Origin of the sequence: Pseudoalteromonas sp. PA2MD11, assembly GCF_017808125.1 — a bacterium.
GTDB classification, from domain to species: domain Bacteria; phylum Pseudomonadota; class Gammaproteobacteria; order Enterobacterales; family Alteromonadaceae; genus Pseudoalteromonas; species Pseudoalteromonas simplex.
Genome location: NZ_JADKNF010000001.1, coordinates 199,539 through 218,008, shown reverse-complemented (window position 1 = coordinate 218,008; position 18,470 = coordinate 199,539). Strand labels below are relative to the sequence as shown.

19 protein-coding genes are annotated in these 18,470 nt (G+C 41.2%); 7 read left to right on the top strand and 12 right to left on the bottom strand.

The window, feature by feature from the left end; all coding sequences use genetic code 11:
* Positions 1 to 13 precede the first annotated feature (13 nt).
* Positions 14 to 556, bottom strand: a complete 543-nt coding sequence (locus ISP07_RS00890) for a TetR/AcrR family transcriptional regulator (protein ID WP_194441620.1) — start codon at positions 554 to 556, stop codon at positions 14 to 16.
* Between the two features lie 100 nt (positions 557 to 656).
* Between ISP07_RS00890 and ISP07_RS00885 the strand changes: the two genes are divergently transcribed.
* On the top strand, positions 657 to 1,133 hold the full coding sequence (locus tag ISP07_RS00885) for an HPP family protein (protein WP_209326513.1): 477 nt from the start codon (positions 657 to 659) through the stop codon (positions 1,131 to 1,133).
* A gap of 30 nt (positions 1,134 to 1,163) precedes the next feature.
* Here the strand turns inward: ISP07_RS00885 and ISP07_RS00880 are convergent, their stop codons facing one another.
* Positions 1,164 to 1,541, bottom strand: a complete 378-nt coding sequence (locus ISP07_RS00880; RefSeq protein WP_054561783.1) for a hypothetical protein — start codon at positions 1,539 to 1,541, stop codon at positions 1,164 to 1,166.
* 150 nt (positions 1,542 to 1,691) lie between these two features.
* On the opposite strand from ISP07_RS00880, the gene ISP07_RS00875 reads away from it, so the two are divergent.
* Positions 1,692 to 2,444, top strand: a complete 753-nt coding sequence (locus ISP07_RS00875; RefSeq protein WP_209326512.1) for a Nif3-like dinuclear metal center hexameric protein — start codon at positions 1,692 to 1,694, stop codon at positions 2,442 to 2,444.
* Between the two features lie 5 nt (positions 2,445 to 2,449).
* Here ISP07_RS00875 and ISP07_RS00870 read toward each other — a convergent pair whose 3' ends face one another.
* Entirely contained in the window at positions 2,450 to 3,214 is a 765-nt protein-coding gene (locus ISP07_RS00870) for a YdcF family protein (RefSeq protein ID WP_209326511.1), read from the bottom strand.
* A gap of 317 nt (positions 3,215 to 3,531) precedes the next feature.
* Complete coding sequence (locus ISP07_RS00865) at positions 3,532 to 4,419, bottom strand: LysR substrate-binding domain-containing protein (protein ID WP_054551603.1); 888 nt, start codon at positions 4,417 to 4,419, stop codon at positions 3,532 to 3,534.
* A 363-nt stretch (positions 4,420 to 4,782) separates the two neighbouring features.
* Between ISP07_RS00865 and ISP07_RS00860 the strand changes: the two genes are divergently transcribed.
* Together ISP07_RS00860 and ISP07_RS00855 are read left to right on the top strand one after the other, a co-directional pair.
* A complete protein-coding gene (locus ISP07_RS00860; RefSeq protein WP_324616080.1) occupies positions 4,783 to 5,427 on the top strand; it encodes an alpha/beta hydrolase in 645 nt (214 codons plus the stop codon).
* 2 nt (positions 5,428 to 5,429) lie between these two features.
* Complete coding sequence (locus ISP07_RS00855) at positions 5,430 to 6,254, top strand: alpha/beta hydrolase (protein WP_209326509.1); 825 nt, start codon at positions 5,430 to 5,432, stop codon at positions 6,252 to 6,254.
* On the opposite strand, the gene ISP07_RS00850 is transcribed toward ISP07_RS00855, so the two are convergent.
* The 3 genes from ISP07_RS00850 to ISP07_RS00840 all read right to left on the bottom strand — a co-directional run bounded on the left by ISP07_RS00850 (position 6,251) and on the right by ISP07_RS00840 (position 9,436).
* Entirely contained in the window at positions 6,251 to 6,730 is a 480-nt protein-coding gene (locus ISP07_RS00850; RefSeq protein WP_209326508.1) for a YchJ family protein, read from the bottom strand. The genes ISP07_RS00855 and ISP07_RS00850 overlap by 4 nt on opposite strands.
* 40 nt (positions 6,731 to 6,770) lie before the next feature.
* Positions 6,771 to 7,208 carry a SulA-like leucine-rich domain-containing protein gene (locus tag ISP07_RS00845; protein ID WP_054551944.1) on the bottom strand — a complete coding sequence of 146 codons (438 nt, stop codon included), beginning with the start codon at positions 7,206 to 7,208 and terminating at the stop codon, positions 6,771 to 6,773.
* Positions 7,209 to 7,510: 302 nt separating this feature from the next.
* On the bottom strand, positions 7,511 to 9,436 hold the full coding sequence (locus tag ISP07_RS00840) for an alpha/beta hydrolase family protein (RefSeq protein ID WP_194441617.1): 1,926 nt from the start codon (positions 9,434 to 9,436) through the stop codon (positions 7,511 to 7,513).
* A 149-nt stretch (positions 9,437 to 9,585) separates the two neighbouring features.
* On the opposite strand from ISP07_RS00840, the gene ISP07_RS00835 reads away from it, so the two are divergent.
* Together ISP07_RS00835 and ISP07_RS20480 are read left to right on the top strand one after the other, a co-directional pair.
* Positions 9,586 to 10,176, top strand: a complete 591-nt coding sequence (locus tag ISP07_RS00835; RefSeq protein ID WP_209326507.1) for an ATP-binding cassette domain-containing protein — start codon at positions 9,586 to 9,588, stop codon at positions 10,174 to 10,176.
* The gene (locus ISP07_RS20480) at positions 10,173 to 11,267 is read left to right on the top strand and encodes a DUF6136 family protein (RefSeq protein ID WP_228290468.1); all 1,095 of its coding nucleotides are present in this window, start codon (positions 10,173 to 10,175) and stop codon (positions 11,265 to 11,267) included. Before ISP07_RS00835 ends, ISP07_RS20480 begins: the two co-directional genes overlap by 4 nt.
* On the opposite strand, the gene fadE is transcribed toward ISP07_RS20480, so the two are convergent.
* A complete protein-coding gene (fadE, locus tag ISP07_RS00830) occupies positions 11,264 to 13,720 on the bottom strand; it encodes an acyl-CoA dehydrogenase FadE (protein WP_209326506.1) in 2,457 nt (818 codons plus the stop codon). The two genes, ISP07_RS20480 and fadE, sit on opposite strands and share 4 nt — an antisense overlap.
* Before the next feature lie 336 nt (positions 13,721 to 14,056).
* Between fadE and ISP07_RS00825 the strand changes: the two genes are divergently transcribed.
* On the top strand, positions 14,057 to 14,821 hold the full coding sequence (locus ISP07_RS00825; protein WP_209326505.1) for a class II glutamine amidotransferase: 765 nt from the start codon (positions 14,057 to 14,059) through the stop codon (positions 14,819 to 14,821).
* A 15-nt stretch (positions 14,822 to 14,836) separates the two neighbouring features.
* On the opposite strand, the gene ISP07_RS00820 is transcribed toward ISP07_RS00825, so the two are convergent.
* From ISP07_RS00820 to cmoB, 4 genes are all read right to left on the bottom strand, one after another.
* Positions 14,837 to 15,652, bottom strand: a complete 816-nt coding sequence (locus ISP07_RS00820) for a DUF3108 domain-containing protein (protein ID WP_082389175.1) — start codon at positions 15,650 to 15,652, stop codon at positions 14,837 to 14,839.
* Positions 15,597 to 16,244, bottom strand: a complete 648-nt coding sequence (gene purN / locus ISP07_RS00815) for a phosphoribosylglycinamide formyltransferase (RefSeq protein WP_054551594.1) — start codon at positions 16,242 to 16,244, stop codon at positions 15,597 to 15,599. Before purN ends, ISP07_RS00820 begins: the two co-directional genes overlap by 56 nt.
* Complete coding sequence (purM, locus tag ISP07_RS00810) at positions 16,244 to 17,296, bottom strand: phosphoribosylformylglycinamidine cyclo-ligase (protein WP_063705981.1); 1,053 nt, start codon at positions 17,294 to 17,296, stop codon at positions 16,244 to 16,246. The genes purN and purM overlap by 1 nt, the downstream gene beginning before the upstream one ends.
* A 200-nt stretch (positions 17,297 to 17,496) precedes the next feature.
* On the bottom strand, positions 17,497 to 18,465 hold the full coding sequence (cmoB, locus tag ISP07_RS00805; RefSeq protein WP_209326504.1) for a tRNA 5-methoxyuridine(34)/uridine 5-oxyacetic acid(34) synthase CmoB: 969 nt from the start codon (positions 18,463 to 18,465) through the stop codon (positions 17,497 to 17,499).
* Positions 18,466 to 18,470: the final 5 nt, after the last annotated feature.

Here is an 18,470-nt window from a genome sequence, read left to right as displayed (position 1 = left end):
TTTTATTGTTTATTTATTGCTTTAAATAAGGAAACTGTTTAATTCCTACTAGTTTTGCTTGGCAGATCATGCCCTCTACCAGCGTCATTAAATAGTGGCTGTGTGAGTCGAGCTGCGAGCTTTCCATGTTTTCACACGCTGATAGACGCTGTTTAATTAACTGCTGTACTGCCATTTTATGCTCTTTGCAGGCTTGATTTATCGGGCTTGCAGGATCAGCAAACTCAGCGGCAGTGTTAATAAATAAACAGCCATTAAAATCACCTAACTCAGTCACTTCAGAGTTAAACCAAGCTTCATGGCAGCTGATCAAAGCGACTTTAAACTCTTCAACAGTGGTTAGCTTGCTGGTGGCTTGCGTTAACCAATTTAAAAATCGGGTATGGCGCTCACTAAGGCACGCGAGTAACAATTCATCTTTACTTGTGAAATGGTGGTACATGGTTTTTTTGGCGACACCCGCCGCACTAATAATTTCGTTTATTCCCACACTATGAATGCCTTTTTGATAAAAAAGTGACAGGGCGGTCAAAATAATATGTGTTCGTTTATCCATAACATGGCCTCATTGGGTGACTAATGACAGCTTGACAGAAGTAGACCGACTTGTCTACTATTTGCTAGGTAGACAAGTCGGTCTACCTATTGGAGGTTTTATGGAGAATAAAGTAAGCAAGGCGGCCATTGCGGGTATATTTGCTTGTATGGCAATTTTTGTGTTGGCCTATTTACAGCAATTAGGAAGTTTTGGTGTGTGGTTGATGGCCCCATTTGGAGCAACTGCGGTGTTGGTATTTGGTGTGCCACATAGTCCGCTTGCGAAAGCGAAGAATGTTATCGGTGGGCACTTTTTAACTGCACTAATCGGTGTCGTATTTGTAAATTATGTCGGAGTAGGGCCTGTTGGCATTGCTATAGCCACAGGGTTGGCAATTAGCCTAATGATGTTGACGGACACAGTACATCCTGCTGCAGGCGCAAACCCAATTTTGATAATGCAATCTATGCAAAGTTGGGACTTCTTAGTGATGCCTGTATTAATTGGCACCGTATTTATTGTGTTGTTTGGCTATTTTAGCCAATGGATTATAACTAGCCAAATGAACAGCAATAAAAAAACCGCTAACGAGTAGCGGTTTTTAAAATTGCTAAGTGTAATTTGATTACACAACACCACGCGGTAAACGACAATCGTGGTCTTTTTCAGCTAGGTTAACAATCCAAAGCTCTTCAGCTTTGTAACCGTCATCGTTTGCTGTAACAACAGTGAACGATGCTTTCTTAGCTGTTTTAGCCGGTGCAGCGGTTTTAGTTTTGGTTTTTTTCGCTGGTGCTTTAGGTGCTTCTTCTGCTTTAGGCTCAGCTGTTTTACCAGAAGTGAGCTCTTCAGTCAGCGCTGCAACATCAGCAAGGCGCATATTTTTGCCACCGTCGATGCTATACCAACCAGGTTTTGTTGTGATTTCAGGTTTCTTACCATTCGCTGCTTCGTATGCTGCTTCGAAGGCATTTAACACTTCTGTTTTGTCTAGTTTGCTCATCAGAGACCCTATACGTTGTAAACACAGATTAAGAATATATATTTATACCTATTTTCAGCTTACTTTTCAATTTTTTGCGATTTTCCTTCCATTTTTCACTCATAAACGCCAAAATTTGCACAAAATAGAGGGTTGAAGGACGATTTTTATATGCAACGCAAACAATTTACTCAATTATTAAACGACATTCTTAAACCTGATTCTATCGCTGACTTTTGCCCAAATGGCTTACAAGTTGAAGGTGCGAGCGAAGTAAAAAAGATAGTGACGGGTGTCACAGCTAGCCAAGCATTGATTGATGCCGCTATTGCAGAAAATGCAGATACTATTTTGGTACATCACGGCTATTTCTGGAAAGGGGAATCGCAGCCAATCACGGGCATGAAAAAGCGCCGTATTGCAGCACTTTTAAATAATGATATTAACTTATATGGCTATCACTTACCGCTAGATATACACCCTGAAGTTGGTAATAACGCGCAACTGGCTAAGTTACTCGATATTGAGTTCACAGGTGGGCTTGAATCTGGTCCAAATAGTGTGCCGGTAAAAGGGCGTTTAAAAACACCTTTAAGTGGTGAAGAATTTAGCGCCAAAATAACCCAAGTACTTAACCGTGCACCATTAGCTAGTTTGGTAAGAAAAGAGAAAATTGAAACCATCGCTTGGTGCACAGGTGGCGGACAAGGGTATATTGATTTAGCAGCTGCCCAAGGGATTGATGCTTATCTTACAGGTGAGGCTTCTGAGCAAACGATTCATAGTTCACGCGAGCAAGGTATCGACTTTTTTGCAGCTGGTCACCATGCTACTGAGCGTTATGGCATTAAAGCCTTAGGCGAGCTTTTAGCTGAGCAGCACGGTTTTGATGTAACGTTTATCGATATCGACAATCCAGTCTGATTGTTCTACAGCGCCTCTGGATCAATCCAGCGGCGCACACTCACCCATGCACTGCCAATTTTCTCATGCGCTACTCTGGTAACTGCAACAAGTACTGCAATGTTAGGTATAAACTGTTTGTACGTTGGATACTGACTAAAATCTTGAAAGTCGGTTGCCGCTGGTATCACATCAATGCCTTGTGCATTAAATAAGTCTTTCGCACGTGGCATGTGGCTCGCTGAGGTGACTAAGGCAGTTTTTTTATCGACTAAATAAATGGCAAGTCGTTTCGCTTCTTCTGCGGTGTCCATGGCGAGAGGGTTTTGTTTAATTCTCGTTGCAGAAATACCTAACGCTTTTGCCGTTTCAAACATGAGCTGGCTATTGGTAGTATTGGCAAAACCGCCTCCTGATACATAGAGGGTGGCATTTGGGTAGTGGTGGGCAAGCTTAACACCTTCAAGTAATCGAGCAAGCGCACAATCGCCTAACTGGTGGTTTGCTTGAAGGCGCGAGTTTGGCATTATAGAGCAGCCAAGTACCACAATATTATCGAGTTTAGGGTGTTTTGCTTGCTTAAATTGCCATGCCGGGTTATTGCTTGCAGCTATCAGTGACTGGCCAATAAATGGCGTGCTTATCAGCATTAAAGTTAAAATGCTAACAAAGCCAAAATAGAGTGCTTTGCGTTTATGGGCAATGGTTAAAAATACCATCACTAAAGTAAGCAGCCCGAGCAACGGCAAGGGCATTAATAAAGAGCCAATGATCTTTTTAATTTCAAACATGTATACCCAAGCCTCCTCAAGGTACAGAATTCAGCGTTTCACAGGTGCCTTAATATCAAGGCGTTACTTTGCAAAAATGGCAGCCCCTTTTAAGAAGTAACAACGATGAGAGTAAGCACCTGTGAAGCGCCCAAAGGGTTGGTTTAAAAGCGAATTATACTGCGTTATTGATTTTAACCATAGAACCACTATTGTTTGCAATCAATGCCTTGCCTAAATCGCTTTTAATTCCAACTGAAACTCGCACCTTGAGGTGGTTTGGGTATTAACATTATTATTAGTAATTGATGCAGCTATGTTAGTTATTTTGCCTTGCTTTAGCGACCGTTATTTTGCTTACACGTATTTAAAAAGTGACGATAAACTGGGTTATCTTTCATATTCTTTTTCATCGCTAAATACATAGGGCGAGTAAGGCCTAGTGCACCTAACGGAATAGACTTAATGAGTCCTTGGCTTTCATAAGGAGTGACTAGCCAGTCAGGTAATGCTGCAACCCCCATACCTGCACTCACTAATTGAAATATCAATAAGCCTTGGTCAACCGTTTTAAGCGTGCCATCAAAGCGTGCATTTTGAATAAAATGTTTAAATATGTCTTGGCGCTCACGGGGGATAGGGTACGAAATAATTGTTTCGTTTTTTAAATCAAGGGCGGTGACATAGGCTTTTTTTGCCAACTCATGATCCGGTGCGACTATCAGCTTTAATTTAAAATCAAATAGGTGAGCATACTCAAGCTGATCGGGTTCACGAATATCAGAAGTCAGCACTAGATCTAATTCATCATTAATTAAATCTGGAATGGCGTCGTAACTAAAGCCGCGCTCGTAATCAATTTTAATATCAGGCCAAAAATTATTAAATTCTTTGATGGTTGGGAGCAACCAATGAAAGCAGGCATGACACTCAACGCTTAAACGTAAATTTGAGATTGGCTGGTTAAGGCTTTCTTTTAACCGACATTTTGTTGCCTCAACACGAGGTAATACTTCATTAGCAAGCTCCAGAAGTAGCATACCTTGCGGAGTAAAACGCACAGGCTGTGTTTTACGTTCGAACAGCTGGCAATCTAACTTATTCTCGAGATCTTTAATTTGATGCGATAAAGCCGATTGAGTTAAAAACAACTCACGGGCGGTATTGACCAAAGAGCCTGTTTCTTTAAGGGTCGCTATGGTTTTTAGGTGCTTTATATCAATCATCTTTAAAAAATCTCATGGAAAATGTGAGTCTAACTCAGATTACGAACATACTACGCCTTAGAATTTATTTTTTCAACGTCTAGACGTCTAAAGTCTGCAGTTATTTTAACTGCTTTTTTACAATATGCCTTTTTATAAATAATTAACAGCGTTGTCATAAGGTTTTTTGTAGTTTAACTATGAAATTCCATGAATTTACCTCAAGTTGAAACTTGCAGTTTAAATCGTGATACAGCTTGTGATTAGTAATTTGATATTTAATTAAAATTACTGAGAGTAGGGTTTAGTTGTTTGCTAAGATATTACTTTTTAAGGTGTTATTATCATCTATTAGGTGTAATGTGATTTTTTAAAGGAATGCTTGTGATACGTACCGTACTTTTACTCTGTGCATGCTGGGTTTTGCCTGTTTGCGCTGGCACTATTTACAGCCAGTTTCCAACAGAGATTGATCCGCATGGTCACTATGTTTTTTATTCACATGGTTTTATCGTCGAAGGGACAAACCCTAAGCCTGTTCACAAAACCTTTGGTGTTTATGACTTTATTGCAGTAAAAGAAGCACTGGCAGATGAGAGCTATCATTTAATTGCCTATCACAGACCAAAAGGTACTGAGCCATTTACGTTTGCGAAAAAGCTCGCTGCAGATGTGGAAGCATTGATCAGTGCCGGTGTTGCGGAGTCGAACATTAGTTTGGTTGGTTTTTCACGGGGCGGGGCATTGTCGATCCTAGCGGCCAATGAACTTAAACGTACACATATTAACTTAATTATATTGGCAGGTTGTGCAGGCCTCATAAAAAATCACACATCAGTTAAGGCTTATGGCAAGGTGTATTCTATCTTTGAGCGCTCAGATCAGGTTGGTTCTTGCCAATTTTTAATTGATAGAAGTGACGTAACCAAGTTCGAAGAAATAAGCATTAATACAGGGCTCTCCCATGGCGCATTTTATAAACCAAAAGGTGAGTGGCTGTTACCAATTAAGAAGTGGTTAAAGGATTAACTATGCCTTATATATTGCTCGTTTTTGTGATCAGTGTTTTGGGTGTGAGCTCTGTAAGCTATGCTGAACCGTTTACTTTGCCACATACTAATACTGTGTTACTTAAAGATAAACATGCCGAAAACGAATACCCCATTACGATTAAATTGCCACGCAGCTACCAAAAGCAAAACCAGAAGCGCTACCCAGTTGTTTATCTGCTAGATGCAATTTATAGTTTGCCAATTGCCTCTGGTGCTAGTCGCTTTATGATGAATTCGGGGGCTATAGAGGAGGTAATTATCGTTGCACTTGGATATCAAAAAGGTGTATCTGGGCTCAATAGCCGTATTTATGACTATACGCCATTTGAAGATAAAAATTGGCAGCGTAAAACAGGCGGAGCAAGTCAGTATCTAAACTATTTAAAACACTCTGTATTACCATACATTAAGGCTCACTACAGAACTAACCAAAAAGGTACGTTAGTCGGTAACTCACTTGGCGGCTTATTTGCGGCTTATACCTTATTCACTGAGCCTTCGCTTTTTTCAAATTATATTATCGGCAGTCCTTCAGTGTGGTTTAAGCAGCGCAGCCTGTTAGCTTTGCCTGTCGTACCTGCAGGTAAAGCAACTAAAGTGTACATTGGTATCGGAGAACTTGAAGAAAGTGAAGGTGAAAAAATGGTGTCGGGCGCAAGGCAATTAGCAGCTAAAATTAATAAACAAAGCGGCGCGCTGGTTACAACAAATTTATTTGTTATCCCTCAGGCACGCCATGCAACCGCATTCCCAACAACGATTACCCAAGCTTTAGACTGGATTTACCAGGTTAATGATAACTAAAGAGCGTGACACTTTTTATATTTTTTGCCGCTCCCACAAGGGCACTCGTCGTTACGGCCAATTTTAATATCTGCAACTGGCGTTATATCACCATCTAGGTAACGCCATAGGCCATCTTCTTTAATAAAACGCGACTTCTCGTGTAACTCACAATACAAGTTTTGGTAAAAGTAATTAGCTTTAAATTCTACAAAACCTTCTTGCTCGTTATGTTCAGTATCTAAAACACTGAGTTTGGTAAATCGGCAGCTATTAGCAAAATCTTTAATTTCTCGAACAGGGTTAGCGGCTTGTTGGCTTTGTGCATAGGTACTAAATACATATTTCGCATCTTTGAGCGCGTATGCACTAAAACGAGAACGCATAAGTTGCTCTGGCGTATCAGCTTGGCTTGCACCTATATGAAAAGGTTGGCAGCAAAGCTCGTAAGTCAATTCGCTGCCACAAGGACAAAGGGAGTGTGTGAGTGATGTCATAACAACTTACCTAAAACTATAAATTGTTATTTTAACAAGCCTATTGTGGCTGCGGTACTAAATTGTTTAATTGAGCGCTTTTTGTAAAACAATAAAACTTAGCAGATGCCTGCTCAAGGTTTAAGTTCATCGAATCAAGTTGATGATTGTTTACGATATCTGTCCATGTGATCACTGCAGCAAAATTACCGTTATGTAATGCTGAACTAAGAACGTACTCAAGATTAACTAAATGTTTTTGTCTGATCACAAGTAGTTTACTGGTATCAATCGAACACGAATCTAATAATGCTTTACTAGGAACATGATCAGGAGCAATTAGTAGTGTCCATGCATTTTGGCTATTGTAATGATGCAATACTTTTAATAGCTCAAAGGTTGCTGAAATTTCGTCTTCAATTTGAATTAAATTAACAGACGCTTTGTCGTTATCTTGTTGGTAGCTTTTAACTGTTCTTAAGGTAATTGGCTGTAACATAACTTTCACTCACTGGTTGTTTATACAGTATGTGTATACAGTAGTTTATACAGTGTTTTTGCGCAAGTACTTTTTTGCTATTTTTTAACCAATGATTCAGTTTTATTTTAGATAAAATTATTTAATTGTTATTAAACAGTTGCTTATGGTTTTATTTTGAAGGTGGGGAAAGGTGAAAAATTTACCATTAAATCCATACAGTGTTTTATACAGTACTGTGTAAACTGCTAAATTTTGATTCTATACAGGTGTTTTGCATAAAAAAGCCGGCATAATACCGGCTCTTTAGCTTTGCAATTTTGCTATTTATCTAAGTAGGTATTTAAAAACTCAAGGTATGCATTTGAGGCTTTTATGCGGTTTTCTTTTTTAGTAAAACCATGGCCTTCATCATCAAATAATACATATTCGACAGGCACACCATTTGCCTTTACAGCGGCAACAAGTTCATCGCTTTCAACTTGTAAAACGCGTGGGTCGTTAGCACCTTGGATCACCATTAATGGCTTGGTGATGTTTTTAGCATGAAATAGTGGCGAAATGGCACGGTGACGTTCACCGTCTGTCGCGGGGTCGCCCATTTCATCATACAGTGCCTTTTTAAAGCTTTCCCACCATGGTGGAATCGAGTTTAAGGTTCTAACCCAGTTTGTTACACCAAATATATTAATGCCTACTTTGAACTCTTCAGGTTCAAAGGCAAGTGCGGCGGCGGTCATAAAGCCACCATAGCTGCCCCCCATGATGCCAATTTTATCAGCATCAACCCAATCTAGGCTTTGCAGGTGTTTTTTACCGTAAACAATATCTTGTAAATCGTCAGTGCCATGCTTTTTATCATCTAAATGGAAGAAGGTTTTACCATAGCCTGAGCTGCCACGGTTATTAACTGCAAAAATGGCATAACCATGATTGACTAAATGCTGCTGCATTGCACTATAGCCTGTACGACTTTGGCCGCCAGGACCGCCGTGCACCCAAACTAAAGCTGGTACTTTGTTGTTGCTGTTAGCTTGCTTAGGCTTATATAAAACCCCGGGGATTTCTAAACCATCAAAGCTTTTAAAGCGCACAATTGTGCTTTCAACCAAGTCATTTTGATTAATTGCATCACTTAATGTGTTGGTTAACTGTTTAGCTTTTGATTCTCCGAGTTGCCAAACAAATAGGTTACTTGGTGAGGTATCTGAATTTAAATAAAACGCCATGGTCTTTTCATCAGCTGAAAAGTTCACACCACGTAAATTACCAGCTGGCAGCGATGGCATGGCAATACCTTTACCTGTGGTGGTATCAATTATCGACACTTTAGTGCTTGCGTCAGCATTAACACCGCTTACTTGATAACGACCAGATTTAGAGAAGTAGATAAAACTCACATCCCACTCATCTTTGAGGGCAGGGCTGTGCTCGCCGGTCGTTAAGTCATAGCGCCACACTTCTGCAAACTCACCTTTGGCGTCGGTTGAGTAATATAATGATTTACTGTCTCTTGAGAAGGTTTCTGGACCATACTTAGCGTCGTCGTCATGACGGGTGATAAGCTCTGGTTTCAGTGTTTTTTTACGCGTATCGAGAATAAATACATCGCTGTCTTTGTTCGAATTGTTTTTCGATAAAGCAATAAAGCGGCCGTCAGGGCTGATCGCACCGACATCTAGTCCCATGGTATTTTGATAAACAGGCGTTACTTCATAGCTATTAGCATCAACACGATATAGGTCCATAAACTTAGCATCACGCTGATTGCTGGTTATAAAAAAGTGTTTACCGTCTTCTGTGAAGCCTGCAAATCCTGCACGGGTTTCTTCACCTGGCGTAAGATCTTTAACTGTGCCGTCTGTTTCGCGAACATAGATGTGATAACGCTCATTACCGCCAGAGTCTTTAGTAAATAGTACGCGCTCATCTTTAGGGAAATAAGCCACAGCATACGTACTGTCTTCAAAGTCTGTTAAGCGGGTTTTTTTGGCGGTTTTTATATCTACTTCGTATAGGCTATAAATACCGCTTTCGTCACTGCTAACGAGTATTTTGTCGCCTTTTGGTGAAAAGCTGCTGCCCATGATTGAGGTTGTATCAAAAAAGGTTTCAGCGTCATACTGTTTAACAGTTTGGCTTTGTTGCACGCTTTCGGTGCTGCTAGTTGATGGGGTTGATTGTGAACATCCTGCAAGTGCAAGGCTAAGTGCGCATGCAACAGCTGCTAGTTGAAAACTCGGTTTCATTGTAATTATTCCTTGTTAATTTTTCGTTTTAAAGTGTTGCCTGTTCATAATCTAAACGCAAGTTTTACCCGTTCGATATTTGTTACAAATCATGTAAATAAATAGGGACATGAGTGTGTTACTATTTTTTCACTATTAAAGGAATGAACATGATTGAAATTAACAACCTCAATAAGCGCTTTGCTTCAGCCCACGTTTTTGAAAACTACAGTAAGCAATTTCATAATAAAAAGGTTTGTTTACAGGCAGCCAATGGCAGAGGAAAAACAACATTACTGATGATGCTAGCAGGGCTTGAAAAGCCTCAATCAGGGCAGGTTTTATATAATAATCAAGCATTAAAATCGCCGCAAAACAATGTTTCAATTGCTAGCGACCGTATTGCTCTGCCAGATTTTTTAACTGCGCGACAAGTTATTGAACTTAGTTGCAAGGCGTTAAAGAAAGACATGCCAGAGCAACTCATTACTGGATTTAACTTTAAAGAGCACCTCAATACTCGCTTTAGTGCTTTGTCGAGTGGCAATCAAAAGAAGTGTCAGCTTATCACTGCCTTTTTAAAGCAAGCTCCATTTTTGCTATTAGATGAACCGAGTGCTGCACTTGATCAAACAAGTATAAAATTTTTGCTGACCTTACTTGATGACTACCTTGATGATAAACCTAATGGGCAAATTATCATTACAAGCCACGAACCAGAAGTGTTTATACAGCACGGTTTTGAGTGCACATCACTATGATAAACTCCCTTGCAAGTTACTTCTCATTCCTTTCTTTTCGATACTTAGCATATACGACCACCCTCAAGAGCATGCTGTCTCAATTAAAGAGTTTTAGCTTGTTGTTTGCACTGGTGCTGGGTCCAGCTTTTCTTGGTATGGTTTTATTGTTGTTTCTAGGACTTGGTAAAATAGTCGATAGCCATGCAGCACCTGGTTACGGTGCAAAATTAGCAGTAATTTATCTTTTACTTGAATCAGTAATGTTATGGGCCATGGCACCAGCCATTAAAAATGAGCAAAATAGGGCATTTCAGCGAAGTCTATATAAATCCTCTTGGCGAGTATGTGTTGACTGCAAGTTACTACTGTTAAGTAATGCTTGGCTTATTGCCAGTTTACTAATAGCAGTCGACCTATCGTTAAAGCAATGGCTACAAGTGCCTCATTTTATACTGTTTATGCTGTTGCAGTGGCTATGTGGAGTATTTGTTCTTTATAGGCCACGTGCACTTTTTTATAGTTTATTACTCAGTTCTATCTTGGTATTACTGCCTGCTAGTTTAACTTCACTGCAATACTATCTAAGTTTTATTGCAATTTTCGGCTGTTCGATTTTACTCCCACCTGTAAGAATAAGTCATAAGTTAAGAGTACACTCGCTTGCTTTGTTTTGGCTTAGTTACTTTATACAGCATAGCTGGAGCTTAATATGGCGTGGTTCAGTCTTGCTAGCATGCTTGCTCGCTTTATTACAGCTAATTGCAGTGCGTAATGACTTTAGCGACTTAGTACTGGCTTTGGCTTTTTCAGTATGCGTGTTGCTAACGAGCTCGCTGCAGTTCGATTGCTTGGCTGTTTTTAAAAAATATCGGTTGTTCTTTCAAAGCAATAACCAAGATAAGCCGTTTTATATAAGCCAGTTTTTACCGAGCCTTATATTTTTTGCTGTGGCTTTCATTGTCGTTATAAGCATGCTTGGCACTAACTTGATTTACATCCCTATTGGGGCAGTGTGGTGTGTATTGCAGCAATATTTAGCGCAAAAAAAACCAGCGCAATTTGCGCTGGTTTGGTTTTTCATAACAATTGGAATTGTTTTACTAGCTTAAGCGGCATCTGCTTTATTATCACTCTCGCCGCGGGCAACACTGCCGGCAACTAAGTCTGCTGGGTCAAAATCGTCAACGTTAATGACGTCAAGACGGGCTTTTTCAACAGCAGCTAGTTTGTCGGCTTCAGCTTGGCTTAAAATACCTGCTTCTAGGCCCATTTGCGCTACTTTATCAAGTTGGAAGAAAGGCAGTTTTACGCCTTTTTCACGGCATACCTTGTCAAACAGAGGCTCAACTTCAAGGATGTCTTTAAGCGTTTGCTCTTGACGACCAACAAGGTTAAGTGGCTCGTTTTTAAGATAAATGTAGTTAGCTAAACGGTTACGAGTTTCGCTTGGTACTTGTAATAAGTGAGCAAGTTTGTGCTCAAGCTTATCAGTAGGCTTACGTACTGGACGACCGAATGGGAATAACATGATTTTTAGCATCGCACGTAGTGGTGCAGATGGCATGTTATTGATTAAGTCAGCGAGTGCACGTTGGCAGTGGTAAAGGTGATCTTGGCAGCTCCATTGAACAAGCGCAAAATCTTCTTTTTTACGGCCTTCGTCGTTGTAACGTTTAAGTGTTGCAGATACAAGGTATAAGTAGCTTAGTAAGTCACCTAAACGTGCAGAGATACGCTCTTTACGTTTTAATGAACCACCAAATACCGCCATGCTGATATCTGACATTAATGCTAATGATGCACTGAAACGTGACGCAACACGATAAAACTCAGCTGTTTCGTCTTTGTACGGTGTACTTGTGAAGCGAGCATTTGTTAATGCTAACCACTTAGTACGAACAAGGTTCGAAATAGTAAAGCCAACGTGACCCATTAATGCTTTATCGAATACAGCAAGCGCTTCTTCGCGGTCTTCAATTGCACAAGCACCTAACTCAGTTAACACGAATGGATGACAACGAATTGCACCTTGACCATAAATGATCATGTTACGTGTTAAGATATTTGCACCTTCAACGGTAATTGCAATTGGCGCACCTTGGTAACCGCGACCTAAGTAGTTGTTTGGACCAAGCATGATGCCTTTACCACCATGAACATCCATGCCGTGAATCGTTGCTTCACGCATTTGCTCAGTTAAGTGGTATTTGATAATCGCAGATACAACCGATGGTTTTTCACCAAGGTCAACAGCCCCTGTAGACATGCTCACTGCAGCATCAGAGCTATATGCGTAACCTGCAAGTTTTGCCATTGATTCTTCAACACCTTCCATTTGACCAATTGGTAAACGGAATTGACGGCGAATACGGCTGTAAGAGCCTGTTGCAAGCGCAATTGTTTTAATGCCACCTGTTGAGTTAGACGGCAATGTAATTGCACGACCAACAGATAAACATTCAACAAGCATACGCCAGCCTTGACCAGCCATTTTCGGGCCACCAATGATGTAATCAAGTGGTACGAAGATGTCTTTACCGCGAGTAGGACCATTTTGGAATGGAACGTTTAGCGGGAAGTGACGACGGCCAATTTCGACCCCTGGGGTATCTGTAGGGATCAGCGCACAGGTAATACCAGGTTCTTTGTCATCACCTAGTAAACCGTCTGGATCTTGTAGTTTAAATGCAAGACCAAGTACAGTCGCAACAGGAGCAAGAGTAATGTAACGCTTGTTCCATGTCAGGCTAATACCAACAACTTCTTCGCCGTTCCATTGACCTTTACAAACAACACCGTAATCAGGAATTGCACTTGCGTCAGAACCGGCTTCTGGTGATGTTAAAGCAAAACATGGGATCTCTTGACCACTTGCTAAGCGTGGTAAGTAATGATCTTTTTGCTCTTTTGTACCATAGTGCTGAAGTAATTCGCCTGGACCTAATGAGTTAGGTACACCTACGATAGAAGAAAGTAACGTTGATTTACTGGTTAGCTTTTGCAGTACACATGATTGTGCATAAGCAGAAAACTCTAAACCGCCGAATTCTTTTTTGATGATCATGGCAAAGAATTTATTATCTTTTAGATATTGCCAAACATCTTGCGGTAAATCAGTTAGTTCGTGAGTTGCGTGCCAGTCATCTAGCATACTACACACTTCTTCAACTGGACCATCAATAAACGCTTGCTCTTCGATAGTCAGTTTAGGTGCTGGGTATTGGTGTAATTTGTTCCAGTCAGGACGACCACAAAACAGATCCGCTTCCCACCACGTAGTACCGGCATCGATTGCTGATTTTTCAGTATCCGACATAGTCGGGGTTACTTTTTTGAAAGCAGCGAAGATAGGTTTGATGATGTATTGTTGACGAACGCCAGTCACAGAAAGTGGCACAGCGATAAGTAAGAATAGTAGCCAACTAATTGCGCCAAACGCGCCAGCAAATGTGCCAACAAGTAAAGTCGCAACGGCAATACCTAAGCAGGTATTCCAGCTTGCTCTGTGGTAACTCGCAATACTAAGCAGCACGAGTAAACCAAGTAAAAATATGAGAGTCATTGATTATTCCTTAATAGAGGTCAGACCACCTCTTTTAGAGTAGCGCTAGAAAAGCGAATTATCAAGAGGGGAACAAGGATTAAAACGGCTTGTTTGGTGAGTTTTATTATTTTAAAAATGGCTATCAGTGCAAAAACATTTACAGCAGATGAGGAATTGTTGAGTAATTACTTATAATCAGCGCCGTTATACTTACGATTAGTTTTGAATTGCTCAGATAGTTCTGAAAATCTCAGCATAGCAGTTGCCATCTTTAACGCTATGTTTAACAATGAGCGCAGGCAGGGATCAGCCCATCATGCCTTCCTTCGATTAGTTTTATAGGTTAAGAGTTCTATGTGTGAGTTGCTTGGCATGTCGGCCAATGTACCAACGGATATTTGTTTCAGTTTTTCAGGATTATTAGAACGCGGTGGTAATACTGGCCCGCATAAAGATGGCTGGGGCATCACTTTTTACGAAGGCAAAGGCTGTCGTACATTTAAAGATCCTGAGCCAAGTTGCCAGTCAGAAATTGCCAAACTCGTAAAAGCTTACCCAATAAAAAGTATTTCGGTGATAAGCCATATTCGCCAAGGTAATCGTGGCCGAGTGTGTCTTGAAAATACCCACCCATTTACTCGCGAGTTATGGGGCCGTGAAATTACGTATGCTCACAACGGGCAACTATCGAATTATCATGATTTAAAACCAGATTACTATCGACCTGTGGGGAATACAGACAGTGAACTGGCGTTTTGTTGGCTGCTCGATAAAATTCGCGAAAAATACCCTAAACGCCCATCAAATATGGCGTCTGTATTTCGTTATGCTGCAAAGCTTGCTTATACGCTGCGTGAGAAAGGCGTATTTAATATGCTACTTACCGATGGTGTTTATGTTTTAGCTTATTGCACCAATAACCTACATTGGATCACACGCCGTGCGCCGTTTGGCAAAGCGACATTAATTGATGCAGACATGGTGATTGATTTTCAAAAAGAAACCACACCGAACGATGTGGTTACTGTGATTGCAACAAGGCCGCTCACCAATGATGAACGCTGGCAGAAAATGGAGCCAGGTGAGTTTGCACTGTTTAAAATGGGCGAAAAGATTTAAATAAAAGATGAAGCGCTACTCAGGCGCTTCATTACTCACTTCTTGTTGCACTTCATTTGGAACACTAACAGGTGTGGTCACGGTGAATGAATTGAGCTGCACTTCAAATTGCTCGACGCCTTTTTCACCTTTCCACATACGAACTAGCATGTAGTCCATTTCTGGGGCAAACCAAGCAAGCGCTTGACGCTTATCGTTATCGTATAATCGTTTTACTTTAATCGCTTCTACATTACCAATAGGTAGCGAAATCATTTCTGTGCCGACAACTTCAAAGTCATAATTGCGAAGGTTGCCTTTTTTATCAATCAATGGATACGATAATTGTGTTTTACCTTGCTTTAGCTCTTCGCGTACTTGTACTTGGTAAGATAGAGAATCTTGAAAATCATCTGACCAATCAATTTTAAGAGGGTATTTACTTTGGCTGCTTTGAACTTGCTTTTGCGTAGCATCAAATTTTAAGCTGTACTCTTTATCAGGCCCGGTGCCCGAACGCTCCATAGTGTAACTTAGCGGAGAAATTTTCTGATCATGATAAGTAAACATGGATGTTTCTTTTCGTGAGTCTGAAAAAATCATCCATTCGATTTCACTGTGATAAGTGATCACGTAGTTACCGTCTGCGGCTTTTTTCAGCTCGCGTACTGCTTTACCATGGGTTTCGCCTTTACGAAGTACATCGTATTTGGCTTCATATTGAGTGAGGTCGCCAGCTAAAACACTGGTAGGAAGTAATAAAGTGCCCACACAAGCGAGTAGGGCACTTAGATTTTTATTCTGGGTAGTGCGCGCCGTGTGCAGGAAGTTTCTTTTCGTCAAAAACTGCATAATCTGCTTCCATCTTGAGTCGTTGTTCACTGAACCACTTGACCACCAATGGATAGATTATATGTTCTTGCTGATGAACACGTTGTGCGAGTGTCTCTGCGGTATCGTTTTCGAGTACCGGCACTTTGGCTTGAAGAACAACGGGACCGCCGTCTAACTCTTCTGTGACAAAGTGAACACTAACACCATGAACGTCATCTTTTGCATCTATCGCTCGTTGGTGGGTATTCAGCCCTTGGTACTTAGGCAACAAAGAAGGGTGAATGTTCAACATTTTTCCCTTAAATTTTTGCACTAAGCTAGGTGTAAGAATACGCATAAAACCAGCTAATACAACTAGATTTGGTTCAAAATTGTCAATAATGTCCATTAACTCAGCATCATAGGCCTCGCGCGAGTCAAAATCTTTATGGCTAAGTACACGTGTTTGTATACCTGCATTTTTTGCTCGCTCAAGGCCATAGGCGTCGGCTTTATTACTAATTACAGCGGCGATTTCGGCCTTTATTTCACCACGCGCACACGCGTCGATGATGGCTTGAAGGTTAGAACCGCTACCAGAAATTAATACAACAAGACGACAAGGGGTCATTAGTCACGACCACCTAAAATTTCTACTTGCTCTTCGCCTGCTTTCGCATCTTGGATCTCACCGATATGCCATGCATTTTCGCCAAGATCTTTAAGAATTGTTAAGCTTTGCTCAAGTTTGTCTGCTGGAACAACTAAAATCATACCAACACCACAGTTGAATGTACGGTACATTTCGTGTGTAGTGATGTTGCCGTTTTCTTGTAACCAGTTGAAAACAACAGGCCATTCCCAGCTATCACCTTTGATTACTGCTTTTGCAGATTCAGGAAGTACGCGCGGGATGTTTTCCCAGAAACCACCACCCGTGATGTGAGATAACGCGTGTACGTCAACCTGCTTGAATAGCTCAAGTAGTTGTTTAACGTAGATACGTGTTGGCTCTAAAAGGTGATCGCCAAGTGTTTTGCCTTCAAGCTCAGCGCTCGTGTCTGCGCCAGATACTTCAAGAACTTTGCGAATTAATGAGAAGCCGTTTGAGTGAGGACCACTTGATGCAAGTGCGATTAATTGGTCGCCTGCAGCAACTTTAGTACCGTCAATAATTTTTGATTTTTCTACAACACCAGTACAGAAACCAGCCATGTCGTAGTCTTCGCCGTCGTACATACCTGGCATTTCAGCAGTTTCACCACCGATTAAAGCGCAGCCAGAAAGCTCACAGCCTTTACCAATACCTGTTACAACATCAGCCGCAGTATCTACGTCTAATTTACCCGTTGCATAGTAATCAAGGAAAAATAGTGGCTCTGCACCTTGTACAATAAGGTCGTTTACACACATAGCAACAAGGTCGATACCCACTGTGTCGTGCTTTTTAAGATCGATTGCTAAACGTAGTTTTGTACCAACACCGTCTGTGCCAGCAACCAGTACAGGCTCTTTATAGCCAGTTGGTAGTTCGCAAAGTGCGCCAAAACCACCGATACCGCCCATTACTTCAGGACGTCTGGTTTTTTTAACTACGCCTTTAATACGCTCAACAAGTGCATTACCGGCATCGATATCTACGCCCGCGTCTTTATAGCTAAGAGACTGTTTTTGTTCGCTCACAGGTTTTCCTCAAAAAAGTTGCATGTGGGTTGCTTAGAAACGCGCGTATTTTACAACAATTGCACTGGCGCGGCTAGTTGAAAAATCACTTTAACCGACTTGACAAGGACAGTTGTCCGGTTTTTTGTTTTCAAGTTCCAAGGCAAAAGTATCAGGCAAATGAACTTTTAACCTTGAAACTCGAAACTTCTCACTATTTGTTAAGCTTTCGCGGTTAAAATAGCGCGAAGAGGGGCAGGGTAACCTTCAATGGTTTTGCTGGTGTCATTAGGGTCTAAAAAGTCGACTAATGATTCGTTTTCCATCCACTGGGTTTTGCGTTGTTCTTCAAGCGTTGTGATTGCACAGTCTTTAACTTGTACATCTTTAAAGCCAACGCGTTCCATCCATAGTTTTAATGCCGCGGTGCTTGGGATAAACCATACATTACGCATTTTTGCATAGCGGTCGGTTGGCACTAAAACTGTGTGCTCATCACCTTCAACAACCAGTGTTTCAAGGACTAACTCACCACCAGGGCGAAGCTGTGCTTTTAATTGCGCTAAAAAGTCGATAGGCGAACGACGATGATATAAAACACCCATCGAAAAAACTGTATCGAATGCTTTTAGCTCTGGCAGAGCTTCAACACCTAACGGCAATAAATGCACGTTTTCATCTTGGTGATAATGCTTTATCGCTTGGAATTGGCATAAAAATAAATCGGATGGATCGATACCCACCACAAAATTTGCGCCTTCACCGCGCATGCGCCACAAGTGATAACCCGAGCCACAGCCAATATCAAGCACAGTGCGGCCTTTTAACGCTTCGATATGAGGCAGTAAACGATCCCATTTCCAATCACTGCGCCATTCAGTATCAATCTCGATACCGTGTAAGCTAAAGGGTCCTTTACGCCATGGCATCATGCGCTTTAATAAATGCGTTAACTGTTTTTGCTGACCTTCAGATAGCTCATCACCGGTGCCAATTTGTACTTTATCCTGAAGATTTACATGGTTTGTGCTTACCTCAGGTAAGTTTTTCAGCACTTTTTGCCATTTCGGTAAATCGCCGTGGCTGGCTTCGAGTTCCCAGTGTTTTAATTGACCAGGCAAAGTTTCGAGCCAGTGGCTAAGCGGGCTTTGTGCAATCGCAGCGTAAAATTGGTTAAACCATTGAGACATGAAAT